The organism is Pseudomonas sp. IT-P260, assembly GCF_949768395.1.
Lineage (GTDB): Bacteria > Pseudomonadota > Gammaproteobacteria > Pseudomonadales > Pseudomonadaceae > Aquipseudomonas > Aquipseudomonas parakoreensis.
Genome location: NZ_CATKPO010000044.1, coordinates 121733 through 137227 on the forward strand (window position 1 = coordinate 121733; position 15495 = coordinate 137227).

Here is a 15495-nt window from a genome sequence, read left to right on the forward strand (position 1 = left end):
CGGGATAGATAAATTAGTAAGTTTGTTGCTTCAGACCTTAAAAAATATATGCCGCGTGTAATGCGTAGCTCCGGTATGTTCAGGCTTCGCTCTTTTCTGGATTTACACCGTTTTGTGGTGAGGGGATTTATCCCCGATGGGCTGCGAAGCGGCCCCTCTTTTGACTTTAGAAACAGGGGCCGCTTCGCGCCCCATCGGGGATAAATCCCCTCACCACAGAACCCCCTGACTACAGACAAATGCCCTGACCACAGATAAATCTCCTCAACACAAAAGCGTTGTCTCACTTGCAGAGGTTTTCCATGGCCGCCTACAACCTGCGCCAGCTCAAATACTTCGTCACCACCGCCGATTGCGGCAGCGTGGCCGAAGCCTCGCGCAAGCTCTATATCGCCCAGCCGTCGGTATCGACCGCGATCAAGCATCTGGAAGAAAGCTTCGGTGTGCAGCTGTTCATCCGCCATCACGCCCAAGGCGTGTCGCTGACGCCCAGTGGCTCACGGTTTTATCGCAAGGCGCTGGAGTTGCTGCGGGTGGCGCATGAGTTCGAGCAGAACGCGCTGGCGGACAACGACGTGGTCTCCGGGCAGATCGATATCGGCTGTTTCGAAACCGTCGCGCCGTTGTACCTGCCGCGCCTGATCGCCGGGTTCAAGCAGCGCTGGCCGGGGGTGGAAATCCGTATTCGCGACGGCGAACAGCAGGAACTGGTGCAGGCACTGACCGCCGGCAGCATCGATGTCGCGATGCTGTTCGAGCACGACCTCGACAGCACCATCGACACCACCTCGCTGATGCCGCCGCAGCAGCCCTATGCCTTGCTGCCGGCCGACCACCGCTTTGCGCAACAGGCGAAAGTCTCGCTGCACGATCTGGTGCTGGAACCGATGATCCTGCTCGACGTGGTGCCGAGCCGTACCTACTTCGTGAGCATCTTCGAAGAGCGCGGACTGGCCCCGCACATCGTTTTCAGCTCACCGTCGATCGAGATGGTGCGCGGCATGGTCGGGCGCGGTTTCGGCTTTTCGATTCTGGTGACCCGGCCGTTCGGCGAGTACACCTACGACGGACAGAAAGTGGTGTGTGTGCCGCTGGCGGAAACCGTGACCGGCTCGGGCCTGTCGGCGGCCTGGCTGCGCCGGGTGCAACTGACCAAACCGGTGCAGTTGTTCGTCGATCACTGTCGGGAGGAATTGGCTCGACTGTACGCCTGAACGTACGTCGAGCCGTGTTTCAAGCGCGGATAAAAGCCAGCATCCGTTGCAGCATCGCATCACAGGCATCGAGTTGCGCGCGACTGACAAACTCGTCCGGTTTGTGCCCCTGATCCATGCTGCCGGGACCACAGACCACGGTGGGAATGCCCGCCGCATCGAACAGCCCGCCCTCGGTGCCGAACGCCACGGTGCCGAATTCCCGTGAACCGCAGAACGCCGCGATCAATTCCGCCGCCTGACTCTGCGCATCGGTGGCCAGGCCGGGATAAGCCGACAGCTCACTAAAACGAATCGCGCTGTGCTCGCTGACCGCCCGCATGCGCGGCAGCACGTGCTGCTCGGCGTAGGTCTGCAACTGCTGCGCGACCAGGCTCGGATCCTGCGAGGGCAGGGCGCGGATTTCGAAGTCGAAGCGGCAATCGGCGGGGACGATGTTCAAGGCCTTGCCGCCGCTGATCACTCCGGTCTGCACCGTGCTGTAGGGCGGATCGAAACGGCTGTCGTGCTGCTCGGGCGCCTTCAGTTGTTGGCCGATGCGCCCCAGTTCGCCGATCAGCTCGGCGGCATACTCGATGGCGTTGACCCCCAGCGGCGCGTAGGCCGAATGGCACGGATGACCATGCACGTCGCAGCGCATCGCCAGTTTGCCTTTATGGCCGAGTACCGGTTTCAGTTCGGTGGGTTCACCGATGATGCACAGCAAAGGTTTGACTGGACGTTGTTCCAGCTCGGCGAGCAACGAGCGCACGCCGAGGCAGCCGACTTCTTCGTCGTAAGACAGGGCAATGTGCACCGGCATGCGCAATGTTGCTTGCACCAGCGCCGGCACCAAGGCCAGCACGCAGGCGATGTAGCCTTTCATGTCTGCGGTGCCGCGCCCGAACAGCTTGCCGTCGTGCTCGCTGAGTTCGAACGGCGCTACGGTCCACGGCTGGCCGTCGACCGGCACCACATCGGTGTGCCCCGAGAGCACAATGCCCGGTTGCCCGGCCGGGCCAATCGTCGCGAACAGATTGGCCTTGCTGCGCTCGGCGTTGTAGATCAGCTCGCACGGTACGTCGAAGCCTGCGAGGTAATCACGCACGAACTCGATCAACTGCAGGTTGGATTCGCGGCTGGTGGTGTCGAACCCCACCAGCGTCTTGAGCAACGCGACGCTGTTGCTCATCGATCATCTCCGGCAACGCCATAGCCCGGTGCCTTGGCCGGGTCGAGCGCGCGATCGATGTAGTCCTGCAGCTGCGGCTGATAGGCGTCCCAGAGTCTTTGCAACTCGCCGATCGGATTCTCGTCGGCCCAGTCGACCCGCAGATTGACGATCGGCCAGGTCTGTTCGCCGACCACCATCACAGCCGCCGAATGCACTGGCCCGGCTTCGCCACCGAGGGCCTGGGCGGCGTGCAGGGCCTTGAGCAAGCGGTCGGCCAATTGGCCTTCGCCGTCTTCAAAGGCGCTGACCATTGCTTCGATCACCGCGCGCCCGGCGAGCATGTTGCCGGCGGCCACGCATTGTTCGCCGGACACGGCGTTGTGCACGCCGAGGGTCTGCGCGCCGCTGAAATGCGCGGTCTGGCCGAGGTGGTTGATCGCGGTGATCTGCCGGTACTGGCTATAGCCGTTGCGGGTCAGCACCTGGTCCAGCGCCGCATCGGGCGCGTGACCTTGTTCCATCAGTGCGAGGACTTCCGGGCCGAGGGACGGCAGGGTGATGTTCTGGCTCGACACCGCGCCAACCCCCGGCAGCAGCCACGGGCAACGCGCACCGACGGCGATGCTGGAGGAACTGATGGCGACACCGAACTGGCCGGTTTCGGGGCAACGGGCTGCGATTGAAAAGGTCATGGTCTAACTCCTTGTGTGTCTGGGCCGGCCTCTTCGCGAGCAGGCTCGCTCCCACAGGGGATTGCATTTCAAGGTGGGAGCGAGCCTGCTCGCGAAGGCCGCGACTCGGTCTGCCGACTTACTCGGGAACCACCGCCACCACATCAATTTCCATCAGCCACTGCGGCTGCCCGAGTGCCGACACCACCAGCCCGGTGGAAATCGGGAACACGCCTTTGAGCCACTTGCCGACTTCCTGGTACACCGGCTCGCGGTAGCGCGGGTCGATCAGGTAGGTGGTGGTCTTGACGATGTGGCTCATGTCGCTGCCGGCTTCCTCCAGCAACTGTTTGACGTTGCGCATCGCCTGTTCGGCCTGCGCGCGCGGATCACCGAGGCCCACCAGATTGCCATCGAAGTCAGTGCCGACCTGACCCCGCACATAAACGGTGTTGCCGGCGCGCACGGCCTGGCACAGGTCGTTGTCCAGGGTCTGGTTTGGGTAAGTGTCCTTGGTGTTGAACATACGGATGCGGGTGTGAGTTGGCTTGCTCATGTACAGCTCCAGACTAGGTATTCAGCGGCGCAGAAGCACCGCCGCGAAAGTAGGCAATCAAGCGTCGACGGTGTCGGCGGCTTTCGTGTTGGCGGTCGAATGCAGGGCGGCTTCACGCTGCTCGGCATCTTTATAATCAAGGTATTTGCGCTGGGTGGCGATGTGGTCGGCCACGTGTTTGGCGTCATGCCAGACGCCCCAGATAAACGACGAACCGCGTCGCGACTGCCATGGCAATCCGAGGAAATACACCCCCGGCTCGCTGGACACGCCGCGCTGGTGCTGCGGTTTGCCCTTGTCATCAAATGCCGCGACTTGCAGCCAGGAATAATCCACGGCGAAGCCGGTGGCCCAGATGATCGAGGTGATCCCGGCTTCGGCCAGATTCAGATCGAGCAGCGGATTTTTCACGCACTCCGGATCTGGATAGGTCTCTCGCGCTTCAGGTTCTTGCGGCAGGTCGAGGCCATTGCGCTCGATGTAGGCATCGGCGGCATCCAGCAAGGCGAGGTAGTTGTCATCGCCACGTTTGAGGTTGTCGACCAGGTCCTGCTTGAAGGTCACCACGCCGTTATTGAACGACTCGGTCACGCCGACCAGGGTCATGCCGCGATGGGCCAGTCCCCGGAAATCGATGGTGCGTCCGCCATGCGCGCCGCTGACCGCAATGGTCACGTGCTCACGGCCGGGTTTCATCGCCGCCTGATCCCACTCGCCGAGCACCCCCAGCCACCAGCAGAAATCACGGTTGCGATAGGCACGCGGCGGACGGTCGTGAGCGCCGACCGACAGGTAAACCTGCTTGCCGGAACGCTGCAGTTCATCAGCGATCTGCACGCCGGACGAACCGGCACCCACCACCAGCACCGCGCCGTCAGGCAGTTGCTGCGGATTGCGATAGTCGGCGGAGTGGATCTGCAACAGACGCGGGTCGTGCGGTGCAATCGGCGGGATCACCGGGCGCTGGAAAGGACCGGTCGCCGCGACCACCCGGCTGGCCTCGATCACGCCCTCGGAGGTCTCGACGGTGAAGCCCGGACGACCGACATTGCGCACCACGCTTTTGACCTCGACGCCGGTGCGGATCGGCGCATTGAATTTCTTCGCGTAGGCTTCGAAGTAGTCCGCCACACGCTCCTTGGGGGCGAAACCATCGGGATCGACGTCATCGAACTCCAGCCCCGGAAAGCGGTCGTGCCACGCCGGACCGTTGGCCACCAACGAGTCCCAGCGCCCGCTGCGCCAGCGTTCGGCAATGCGGCTGCGCTCCAGCACCAGGTGCGGTACACCGAGTTTGCTCAGGTGCTCGCTCATCGCCACACCCGCCTGTCCGGCGCCCACGACAAGCGTGTCTGTTTTTATTGTTTCAGTGCTCATTTGTACATCCTTCCTGGCAAGGCAAGTGGATTCGGATCGCTTCAGGCTTGTCCGTTTTGCTTGCGGTCAGACTAGGCAGGAGGGGGGTATCGGTAAAATATTATTAAGCTGGGATGTGAATACAAATTGCTGAAGCAGAACGGCGAAACCCAGTAAAAACGGGCCTTTGCGGGCAGGGGGAGAACTGTCCCAGGCAGGAAAACCCGGGACAGAGAAGAGAAATTTCTATTTCAGGACTGACGCCGACCCCATGCAATCAGCTCAGGCGACTGGGCGCGATACCCAGCAGCCCGGTCAGCGTATTCATGATCGCCTGCTGCCGCGCGCGATTGGCCTGGTGCTCGGCTTCGGCGGCGGCGACATCGGCGGCGCAGTGCGGACAGATCACCTCGTGCGGATAGATGTACTGCAAGCAGCTGCGGCACAGGCTCAGTTGCGGAGCGATCCGGCCTTGTTCCGGCGATTGCTGGCCCTGATTGATCCACGCCAGTTTGATTACCTGACCGCTGTCGCTGACGCTGCTGACTTTTTCGCCGATGTCGATGCGTTCGGTGATCAGGTCGAAGCGGCCGACCGCAAATGATTTCTGCGCCGCGTCCTCGACCTTGACGATGCGCTCGCGCAGCCCGCGCTTGTGCAACTCCAGCGTACGGTAATGGCAATAGGGGTTGTTGCCGGGTTTGCCGAGCAGCGAGTGCGAAGTCCAGGTGCAACCGCCGCGACAGACGTCGTTGTAATAACAGCCACGGCAGTAACCCCACATGTCATCCACCGAGCGCAGGCGGCCAAAATGCATGCCTTCGCTGTAATGCCAGATGTCGTGCAGGCTCATATTGCGCACATTGCCGCCGGAGAAACCCACGGTGGCCAGGGACGGGCAGCCTTTGACCGTGCCGTCGGCCTCCAGCGCCAGAACGGTCTGGCCGGCGGCGCAACCGGTCCAGTGCACGCGCTCGTCGCCGAAGCCGCGCCACAGGTGTTCATACGGGCCGTAATAGCCGATGTTGTTGCCGACATTCATCAGCAAGCCACGGTCGACACCTTCGCGATACAGCCGCGCAAGCAGCGGCATCACTTCGAGCAATTGATAGGGTTGCAGCAGCAACTCCGGATGATCCACCGCGTTGCCCATGGCGACGGTGATCTGGATCTGCCAGTGGGTGGCGCCGAGTTCGATGATGGTGTCCATCAGCGCTGGCAAGTCGGGCAGGGTCGCGGCGCCGATCTGGGTGTTGACGCTCACCGCCAGCCCCGCGGCTTTGGCCCGGCGCAGGGTGTCCACGGCCTTGTCGAACGAGCCGGGAACGTTGCGCACCGCATCATGCAACGGCGCAAGTCCATCGAGGGAAATGCCCACGCCGTCGAGCCCGGCATCCACCGCCGCCTGCATCTTCGCCGGGGTCAGGTTGCGCCCGCCGGTCTGGATTGCGCAGTACATGCCGTGGTCGTGAATGGCCTTGATCAGTTGTGTCCAGTCCTTGCGCAAATAGGCTTCGCCGCCGATCAGGGTGATTTCGCGAGTGCCCAGCGCGGCCAGCGAGTCGATGACGTCCAGGCATTCGCGGGTGTTGAGTTCGTCAGGCCGGCGATGCCCTGCGCGGGAGCCGCAATGCAGGCATTTCAAGTCGCAGGCCAGGGTGATCTCCCAGACCACGTGCACCGGCACGTAGCGTTTGAGATCGGTGTCGCTGAGGTAACGGGCAGGGCGCACGTCTGACATGGGAAATCCTTGCGCACCATCCTGTGCGCGCTACGAAGGCATTGACCGCCGTTGAACAAGCCCCGGGCGCGATCCTGTGCAATCGCGCCCGGGGCCGGTCGGTTAGCGTGTTTCCAGACGCGTGATTTCCGCTTTCAGATGCTCAAGCGCACTGCGCAAGGCGCCCTCATGCGCCACTTGTTGCTCGGCCTGTTGCACCACGGATTTGAGCTGCGCCAGATCGCCGCCGGCCTGCGCCTGCTGCACGGCCACGGCGTACAGGGGTTGCGGATGCGGCGTGGGGTGGGTTTGCTCGCTAGGTGCCGGATGCACCGCAACGTGCTTTACCTCCTGCCACTGGCCCTTTTCTTCATAGCGATAATCGACAAAACCACTGGCCCAGTCGCCGCCCAGAATGCCTCTGAGGTGGAAGGTCTCGGCGATCTGGCTGAGCGGGCCGCTCGGACCGCCGTCAAGGGTCAGGATGATGTGGTTCTCGACGTTTGCAGTCAGTTTGGTTTCGGAAAAACTGCCCCAGACCTGAGTCCGGAAATTGACCGTCGGCCAGGTGGCCTGGAACACGCTGGCAATCCCGCTGACCCGTTTATGCGCGGTGTCGACCAGCAGATCAAGGGTCAGAACCGGTGCGCCAAGCAGTGAGTTGCTGATGTAGAGACGAGTGTGAAAAAGTCCAATCGACATGGTGCTACTCCCTGAAGTGAATGGTGAATCAAGTGGCCTGACTCAGCGGCTCTGCAGCCGGCTGACCTCTTTCTTCGCGGTGTCCAGTGCGTCGCGCAATTTCGGCAGTTGCTCCAGTTGCTGTTCGGCGAGTCGGGCGAGGTTCTTCATCTGCGCCAGGTCACCGCTGGCAATGGCGCTCTGAATCGGCGCGGCATACAGCGGCAGGATCGGTGGGTGCGGGTTGATCACCGGGCCGGGATTGAACGGTGAAGGTATCGACTCCACCAAATGCGCCGGGGCGTTGTTGACCTCATGCCAGCGTTGACCATCGAAGTAACTGTAATTGGCAACGCCTTCACGCCAGTCGGTACCGACCACCAGTCTTACTTTGAAATTAACGATGGAGTTGGCGCCTGGGCCGCCGTGATTGCCCTGGGCCGTCACGAGAATCTTGCTGACGCCGGGCGACATCACGGTGAGGTAGGTGTACTCGCCCCAGACGTCGGAATGCACGTCGAGTGGCGGATTGGTCGCCTGGGTGATCGCGGCGGTGCCGTTGACTTTCGTATCGGGTGTCGAGACCAGCAGGTGCAGCGCCAGCGACTGCGCACCGGGAGCGCCGGTACCGATGCGATAGCTCACCGGGAACAGGCCGACATTTTCAGTGGATCCGGACATGTTGATTGCCTCCATTGCAATGTGATTGATGGCTTCAGGACTTTTCGTGCCTGGAAACTTCCCTGGCCAGTTTTTCGTACGCGTCTTTCAGGTCTTGCGCTTCAGGCTTGCTGGTGTCGCGTTGCTGCAACAACGACTTCATGTGCTGCACATCGCCTTGCTTGATCGCACTTTGAATGGCGACGCCGTAAGGCGGGATGTTGGCCGTTGAACGGGACATAGCGAGGGTTTCCTCATCGGTGCTGCAAAACCGCCCCCTGACGAGAAGGGGCGCCTTACCTGACAGACAGGCAGCCTCTGCCTTGTGGAGCACCGGCAGGCGAGCAACCTGATCCGTCGGGATCTGTTCAAGGGTGATGTCCGGGGGCACGGCGCAGGCGCCATGCGCCGAGGCCGCGCGCGTCCTCAGCCGAAACCGCCAGGCGGGACGTCGGGTGTTTCACAAGTGGCCTGCCTCAGGGGCTGGCAAGGGGAAATGACCGGTACGTTGTTCATCTTTCTATCCTTGAGAGAACACAACGAAACGCAGGGATCAGTGGCGCGCCCGGTGGCGCGCAGAACAACCGCAAGCACAAAAACCATCCCTGATTTCTTTTCCAGTGCTACTACGGGCGAGCGCGTGACCGCCGCTCGCGGGTCGCTGGCACATCGCCAGCCACGCAACCCTAGATGCGATTTCGCGGCCCTGCCAGCGAAAGCGCCGAACGGTCGTGAGCGGGAGTTTGACGGTCAGCAGAATGTATCCGCTCCAGACCTTCAAGGCTTTGAACGGACACAGTTATCGGGAGGGAAGAGAGGCGCGCGCAACGCATGGAATCATTGGCAATAAGCAATCCATCCAACGAGCATATTCGCGCAGCGCTACCTTGTGTTCGACGAATTAATTGCCGTCAGCGACCTTGCGCTCGATCTCATCGGTTTTGCGCTTGAGTGCCTCGGCTTCCTGTTCCTTGGTGCGGATCGAGGTTGGCGTCAGCACCTCGTCCACAGTCTTGGTGTCGTCGTCGCTGTCCTGCAGATCCCGGCGAACCACATCCACCGGTTTGCCCGCCGCATCCAGCGGTGGTGCGTTGTGAGGGGTTGCAGGCTTGCTGTCGTCGGTGCTTTTCATTTCTCATACCTCCATTGGCTTACAACGTTGGATACGACGACATGACACGAGTTCGAGAAATTTCACGGGTGACCGCCGCGGCCCTCGGCTGTGCGCTGCTGATCGCTGCCAATTCAGCACACGCCGCCAGTTTCGACTGTGCCAAGGCCAAAGCGGCAGACGAGAAAGCAGTCTGCGCCAACCGCTCGCTGAACGACCTGGACGTGACCATGGGCGAGCTGTTCAGCCTCGACAAACGCCTGCTGCCGATGGGCGGGCGCGATGCGCTGATCGGCGAACAGCAGGCTTTTCTGAAAAGCCGCAAGGCCTGTGCCGCGAAGGTCGGTTGCTTGACTGAGCTGTACCAGAAGCGGGTTGACGCGCTGCGCAACATCATCGAGACGCGGGTGATGACGCAGGGGCCGTTTTGATCCGCTGTTTATTGCCGCTACGGGTCAGATCCTGCGGTCAGAGCAAACTCCACGACACCCCGACATAAACCCCCAGCCCTTCACCCGGCGTAGACCGCGCCGCATCCAGACCCTTGTCGTCATACCCCGGCGTGACTGTCGCGGCGTAGTGCTTGTTGGTCAGGTTGCGCAAGTCGAGCCAGGTTTGCCAGTCGTTTTTCGGCGCGTTGTAGCCGACGGTGGCGCCGAACAGTGCGTACGGATCGGCGTAGTAGCTGTTGGCGTAATCCACCGCGACCTTGGACACCAGTTGCGTGTTGACCGCCGCGAAGAAGCCTTGTGGCCAGTCGTGGCGCAGTTCGCCCTGGTAGTAATGCATCGGCAAACCCGGCAGGCGGTTGTCGCCAAAACGCTGATCGTCGCGGTAGTGGAAGTCGCTGAAGGTGTAGGCCTGACGCAGGCTCAATTTACGTCCGTCGGCGGCTGACCACAGCGTGCTTTGCAAGCTGGCTTCGACACCCTGATGCACGGTGGGGCTGGCGTTGAGTTCGTACGGGGTGACGGCGTTGGCGTCTGGCAGCACCGACAGCAATTCGTGGCGCACCTGCGCGTAGTACCACGCCAGGCTCCACTGGCCGAGCGTGCTGTCGCCGCGACCGCCGAGTTCGAGGGTCGTCGCGGTCTGGTTCTGCAGTTTGATCGGATCGCTCTGGGTGCCGGTCGCCGCACCGTTGCCGGCCGGGAAGCGGATGTTCGAGCTGTAGATCAGCGACCACGGGTGCGGTGCTTCGACCGAACGGCTGAGGTTGCCGAACAACTGCAGGTCCGGCGTGACCTGATAGCGCAGGCCCAGACGCGGCGCATAGTCCCAGTCGCTCATGCTGGTCTTGCCGCCGCTTTGCGGGTAGGTGACGGCGCTTTCGCGGCGGGTGTAGAGGGCGGCGAGGCCGGTGGTCAGCCACAGGTCGTCGGCGATTTCCAGATCGTTGCCGACGTGCAGAACGGTGTCCGAACCCTGATAGGTGAAGTTGCGCATGCGGGTGCCCTGCGCATACGTGGCAGTGTTGCCGGACGGGATGCGCACGAATTCACTGGCGCCGTCGTTGGGCAGGTGTTTGGTGGTGCGCAGGCCCACGGTGCTGCGGCTTTCCATGCCGAACAAAGTGTCACGACGCTTGTAGTCGAAGGTGCCGCTGACGTCGGTGTAGGCGACTTTCAGATGGTTCGGGCCTTCGCGCAGATCCATCGGATAGTTGTGATAGACCAGGCCGGTCTGGATGCTCGAATCATCGTCGATGTAATAGGTGGTCTTGTTGCCGATGAAGGTGCTGCCTGGTTGTTTGCGGCTGTCGTCGCGCGCCACGTAAGCCGGGTTGGCCGCCCGTGGCGTGTGTTCGATCGAATGCTTGGTCACACGGCCGGCGAGGTCGTTGTCGGTCTCGCGGTAACGGAAATAGAAGCGGGTCTCCAGGTTCGGGCTGAAGCGATAGCCGAAGTTGGCAATCACGCCTTGGCTCTCGCTGGCGGTGTGATCCTGATAGCCGTCAGCGTTCGCGTCGGTCAGCGACATGTAGTAGTCGAAGTCGCCCAGCACCTGCCCGGAACTCACCTGACGCTGCTGGTAACCATGGCTGCCGGTGGCATAGCGCACCTGCAATTTCGGCGCGTCGTAGCCGGTGTGGCTGACGTAATCGATGGCGCCACCCAGCGCCAGTGCGCCGCGATCGAAGCCGTTGGCACCGCGCAGCACCTCGACATGGTCGAGCCACAGCGGTTCGAGCAATTCGTAGGGCGTGCCGCCGGGGCCGGTCAGCGGCAGGCCATCGAGCATCGTGTACAACCCCGAGGCATGCGCGCCGGGTGCGCGGTTGATCCCCGAACCCCGGATCGAAATCTTCACCCCTTCGTTGCCCGCCGACTGCGCGTAGACCCCGGGCTGATACGCCAGGACGTCCTGATTGCTCGCCACCCGGCCCTGCAACGGCTGACGCATGTCGACCACATTGCTGCCGCCGGGCACTTGCGCCAGACGCGCTTCGGCCTCCGCCACGGAGGCATCGGTGCCACTTTGCTCGTCAGCGGAAATCAGCACTTGTCCCAACTCCATGCCTTTGGGTTCCTCGGCCATGACCGGGCAGGCGAGGGCCAGGCCCAGCAGGGCAGAGGGCAGGGATTTGGGCGACGGCATCGAGAAACTCCAGACAGACAGGGACGGGCAATGAACAGTGCGACGCCAGAAGGAACGATGGAAACACATGGCAATTTTGCTTTTTTGCCAGGGAATCTGGGATGGAAGTGCTGGAGGTTAAGTCCGGAGGCGGCATTCATGGCCGCAAACGCAGACGACCGGCCGCTGGTGATCGTGGCCAGTCGTCCGGCGTGTGGAGGGATCAGGCAATCTTCAACGCCATGAGAATGTCCAGCGGTGTCTGGGCAAATGCCCGGGCCTGCTCAGTCATCTCGGCAAGGTTTTCTTCCGCGGTGAGCAGCGGCTGGTCACCCCTGAGCAGCACTTCGCCCTGATCGCCGATGACGGCCCACGCCAGTTGCGCCCAGTCTTGCGGGTCAGTCATGCCTTGTTTGAGTGAAATCAGGAACAACTGCTGGACGCGGCTGACTGCCACACCACCGCCGGTGACCGGGCTGGCCAGCACCTGAATATCGCTGTTGAACAGTGCCCGCTTGCACAGTTGCAGGTTCAGGGTGTCGCAACGTTCCTGCACCTGTCTTTCAGCGGCCTCGCTCTGGCATGGCGCGGCGACGCCCATGCCGATCAGCACGGTGACAGCCTGTACCAGGTCGTCGTAAGACACGGAGCCCACAGCCATCGACAACTGCTGCAGGGTTTTCGCTGCATAGGCATTGGCTGCGAGCGCTGCGAGCACCGGGCTGTAAATCTCCGCTTGCAGCGAAGCCGCACCGGCCGGACCCGTGACCGTGTCGGGAATGTTTTCAATGGCTTGCAACAGGACAAAACGGCTTCTCAGCAGGGCATCGCGCTGTTCGGCGGCAGACAGCCGATTGGCACCGCGCACGTACAGATCCCGGCGGAAGTTCTGATTGATGAAGTAGTCGCGCGCCTGTTCGCGCATGACCGGATGCTCGATCCCCTGCAGAAAGTCCATGCCTTCTGTACTCAGATTCAGCGCAGCAACGCTATCCAACGGTACGGCGGTCGCGGCGTAGTCGAGTTTGGCCGCCGCCATGGCGTCGACCACGTCAGTGAAATACATGCAGTTCCAGTCGCGATTGAAGTACTCATGGGCCACGTACTGACGATTCTGGCCCTTGATGCTCTGCAACTGGGCACCGAGAGCCGGCGCCGTTCTGGCGTACTTCGGATTGGCCGCCAGCAGCGCTTCGGAAAATTGCATCGCGGCATCGATACGTTTGGCCGGGCTGGTGGAGGCATGGCTGGCAAAGCGGTTGTGCAGACTGAACAGATTGCGCAAGGGCGCCGAAGGCGACCAGCCCGGGAAACAGTTGTAGCTGACATACAACAGGCCGCCGGGTTTGAGGTGACGGCGGGCGAATTCGACGATCAGTTGCTGATTGTCGCGGCTGACCCAGGTCCAGATGCCATGCAGGCTGATACTGTCGAAGGCCGGCAGGTCATCCCGGGCCAGCAGTTGCTCGAAACTGTCGTCATACAGGCGGGCCTGGCTGTTCCAGTCGCTCGCCAATGCAATGGCATGCGCGGCCTGGGATGGCATGAAATCGGTGCCGACGTAGTTTCCCGGGTTGGCGGCAGCATGGATGTTGATCGACACACCCTGGCCGAAGCCCAGTTCGCAGTGGTAGCCAGCGGCACTCTCCAGCGTGGCAAACCCGCGCAACAACAGGCAAAAACGCTGGAACACCGGATTGATTTCCCGGCTATACGAGTAGGTGTAGCCCTCGTCGGTGAAATACCCTTCGTTCCAGGCATTGCTCATGGGTGCATCCTTCAATTCGCGAGTGAGAGCCGCTCTTATAAGGGTTTGGTAATGTGCACCACAAGCGGAAAAACATGTAGGTGAGTCTTACGATTGCCGAGGCGTTTAGACGTCTGTCTGCCATCGCTGCTGTGGGCCGCAAATCGGTCATGCAGTCTTTCGGGTCAGCGCGCGGGTTAATTCGAGCACCATGTCCTGTAGGAACTGCCGCAGGCTGCGATCTTTTGATGTTGATCTTTAAAGTCAAAAGATCGCAGCCTGCGGCAGCTCCTACAGGGGCGCGTGTAAATTCAGCGCCCGTGCGCCGCGTCCGCCAGTTGCCCGGTATCGACCCGCACGAACACCGAATCACCCACCGCCGTCAGCACTTCCCCGGCGTACACCTCGCAGATCACCCGCGTTTTGCGCCCGACGTCGCCTTCGACCCTGGCGCGCAAGGTCAGGGTGACGCCCATCGGTGTGGGTTTGATGAACTTGAGGCCGAGGTTGCCGGTGACGCAGTCGATGCGCGGCAGGCTGCCCGGGGCACGCTGTTCGGCGCGGTAGTGGTAAGCCATCGCGGTCCAGTTGGAATGGCAGTCGACCAGCATCGCCAGCAACCCGCCGTACACCAGGTCCGGCCAGCCGCAGTATTTGTCGTCCGGCAGGTGTTCGGCCATCACATGCACGCCGTCCTCGTGCCAGAAGCTTTTGACGTGCAGCCCATGCGGGTTGCGGCCGCCGCAGCCGTAGCAGACGCCCTCGGGGGCGGCGAGGTCTTGCAGGGGAGTTTCGGAACGGGTCATGGGGCTGGTCATCCTGAAGGGGTGATTCCGGTCAGACGCAGGCGATTGCGCCCACCGCGCTTGGATTCATAGAGCGCGGCGTCGCCTTGTTCGATCAATGCCGCGAGACTGGCCGGCGGCTGGTTGAACAGGGTGGCGCCGATGCTTAACGTCACTGGCTCTGGTGTCGGAAATGCCTGAGCGGCGCTGCGGTGAAACTGATCGCGCAGGGCGTCGCCCAGTCTGACGACGTGATCACTGGGCGCGTTGCTCAGCAAAATCACAAACTCGTCGCCGCCCAAACGGGCGGCGAGCGCCTCATCGGAGGTCTCGGCGCGGATCATTTCGCTCAAGGCCACCAGCAGACGGTCGCCGGCGCTGTGGCCGTACTGATCGTTGACCGATTTGAAGTTGTCGATATCGATCAGCAGCAGGGCGCCCGGATGCGCCGGAGAGACGTCCTGCAGCAAGCGCGGCGCGCGCACATCGAGGGCGCGGCGGTTGTAGAGAGCGGTCAGCGGATCACGGGCGGCCAGTCGGGCGATCTGTTCCTCGCGCCGGTAGCGTTCGGTGCCGGTCATCGACAGCGCGATCAGCATGATCGCCATTGCGCCTTCGACCAGCGAAATCTGAATGATTTCACCCCGGAACGCAGCCAGATCGATCAGCGTGCCCGGGATCATCACGGTCAGGGCCTTGGCCACATAGAACAGCCCGTGACCGAGCAACACGTAGCGCAGTTGCACCGCGCCGACGCTCAGCGAGCTGCCATGGGGGCGCAGCAGCAGACTGGCCTTGAGCGTCGAGGCGGCCACCAGCAGCGAGTTGGCGGCCAGCATGACTTTCGACCACAGCGGCCCGTCCGGCAACAACAGCATGACCAGCCAGCTGACGAAAATCAGGTACCAGGCCGGGGACAGACGGATCTGCGTGAAGCGCGCCACCCCCAGCAAAAACAGAAAGTGCGCGGTCACCAGCAAGCCGTTGGCGAACCAGATGCCGATCAGCAGAAAACCGTTGCTGCGCAGCAGGGCCAGGGTGGAACCGATGGTGATGGTGGCGAAACCGGCGCTCCAGAACAGCAGCGAAGGCTCACGAATGCTGCGCCACTCGACCGCCAGATACAGCGCGGCGGCGGCTGCGAGAGCGATCGAAATGGTCAGCATCGTCAGTGGGTCGAGCGGCATTTCCGGGGGAGCCTGTCAGAAGGTCGGTAGGGCCGGCGATTGTAAGCGTTCGGGGCCGTTTTGGCAGGCTCCGCACG

The 15495-nt window shown here is 62.1% G+C and carries 15 protein-coding genes; 2 read left to right on the plus strand and 13 right to left on the minus strand.

The genetic code is table 11. The features are described 5' to 3' along the window. Window positions 1-302 precede the first annotated feature (302 nt). Complete coding sequence (locus ACM6HV_RS26575; RefSeq protein ID WP_414905687.1) at window positions 303-1214, plus strand: LysR family transcriptional regulator; 912 nt, start codon at window positions 303-305, stop codon at window positions 1212-1214. Window positions 1215-1233: 19 nt separating this feature from the next. On the opposite strand, the gene argE is transcribed toward ACM6HV_RS26575, so the two are convergent. The 9 genes from argE to ACM6HV_RS26620 all read right to left on the minus strand — a co-directional run bounded on the left by argE (window position 1234) and on the right by ACM6HV_RS26620 (window position 9143). Then, the gene (argE, locus tag ACM6HV_RS26580) at window positions 1234-2385 is read right to left on the minus strand and encodes an acetylornithine deacetylase (RefSeq protein WP_414905688.1); all 1152 of its coding nucleotides are present in this window, start codon (window positions 2383-2385) and stop codon (window positions 1234-1236) included. After that, a complete protein-coding gene (locus ACM6HV_RS26585; RefSeq protein ID WP_047294908.1) occupies window positions 2382-3059 on the minus strand; it encodes a DUF1028 domain-containing protein in 678 nt (225 codons plus the stop codon). The genes argE and ACM6HV_RS26585 overlap by 4 nt, the downstream gene beginning before the upstream one ends. 118 nt (window positions 3060-3177) lie before the next feature. After that, window positions 3178-3594: a RidA family protein gene (locus ACM6HV_RS26590; RefSeq protein ID WP_414905689.1), complete on the minus strand. Its 417-nt coding sequence runs from the start codon at window positions 3592-3594 to the stop codon at window positions 3178-3180. A 57-nt stretch (window positions 3595-3651) separates the two neighbouring features. Then, entirely contained in the window at window positions 3652-4971 is a 1320-nt protein-coding gene (locus ACM6HV_RS26595; RefSeq protein ID WP_041062773.1) for a flavin-containing monooxygenase, read from the minus strand. 256 nt (window positions 4972-5227) lie between these two features. After that, window positions 5228-6691 carry a GDL motif peptide-associated radical SAM/SPASM maturase gene (locus ACM6HV_RS26600; protein WP_414905690.1) on the minus strand — a complete coding sequence of 488 codons (1464 nt, stop codon included), beginning with the start codon at window positions 6689-6691 and terminating at the stop codon, window positions 5228-5230. 102 nt (window positions 6692-6793) lie between these two features. Further along, window positions 6794-7372 carry a DUF1842 domain-containing protein gene (locus ACM6HV_RS26605; protein WP_145596884.1) on the minus strand — a complete coding sequence of 193 codons (579 nt, stop codon included), beginning with the start codon at window positions 7370-7372 and terminating at the stop codon, window positions 6794-6796. A gap of 42 nt (window positions 7373-7414) precedes the next feature. Further along, entirely contained in the window at window positions 7415-8032 is a 618-nt protein-coding gene (locus tag ACM6HV_RS26610; protein ID WP_145596886.1) for a DUF1842 domain-containing protein, read from the minus strand. A 34-nt stretch (window positions 8033-8066) separates the two neighbouring features. Beyond that, the gene (locus ACM6HV_RS26615; protein WP_414905691.1) at window positions 8067-8252 is read right to left on the minus strand and encodes a DUF1843 domain-containing protein; all 186 of its coding nucleotides are present in this window, start codon (window positions 8250-8252) and stop codon (window positions 8067-8069) included. 660 nt (window positions 8253-8912) lie between these two features. Further along, entirely contained in the window at window positions 8913-9143 is a 231-nt protein-coding gene (locus tag ACM6HV_RS26620; RefSeq protein WP_414905692.1) for a hypothetical protein, read from the minus strand. Window positions 9144-9184: 41 nt separating this feature from the next. On the opposite strand from ACM6HV_RS26620, the gene ACM6HV_RS26625 reads away from it, so the two are divergent. Further along, window positions 9185-9553, plus strand: coding sequence for a lysozyme inhibitor LprI family protein (locus ACM6HV_RS26625; protein ID WP_414905693.1), 369 nt, complete (start codon window positions 9185-9187; stop codon window positions 9551-9553). Window positions 9554-9590: 37 nt separating this feature from the next. Here ACM6HV_RS26625 and ACM6HV_RS26630 read toward each other — a convergent pair whose 3' ends face one another. From ACM6HV_RS26630 to ACM6HV_RS26645, 4 genes are all read right to left on the minus strand, one after another. After that, window positions 9591-11720 carry a TonB-dependent receptor family protein gene (locus tag ACM6HV_RS26630; protein WP_414905694.1) on the minus strand — a complete coding sequence of 710 codons (2130 nt, stop codon included), beginning with the start codon at window positions 11718-11720 and terminating at the stop codon, window positions 9591-9593. Window positions 11721-11922: 202 nt separating this feature from the next. Then, window positions 11923-13467 (minus strand): class I SAM-dependent methyltransferase, encoded by a 1545-nt coding sequence (locus ACM6HV_RS26635; protein ID WP_414905695.1) that lies wholly within the window; start codon window positions 13465-13467, stop codon window positions 11923-11925. A 290-nt stretch (window positions 13468-13757) separates the two neighbouring features. Further along, entirely contained in the window at window positions 13758-14252 is a 495-nt protein-coding gene (locus ACM6HV_RS26640; RefSeq protein WP_414905696.1) for a PaaI family thioesterase, read from the minus strand. A gap of 8 nt (window positions 14253-14260) precedes the next feature. After that, window positions 14261-15418, minus strand: coding sequence for a GGDEF domain-containing protein (locus ACM6HV_RS26645; RefSeq protein ID WP_041062709.1), 1158 nt, complete (start codon window positions 15416-15418; stop codon window positions 14261-14263). Window positions 15419-15495: the final 77 nt, after the last annotated feature.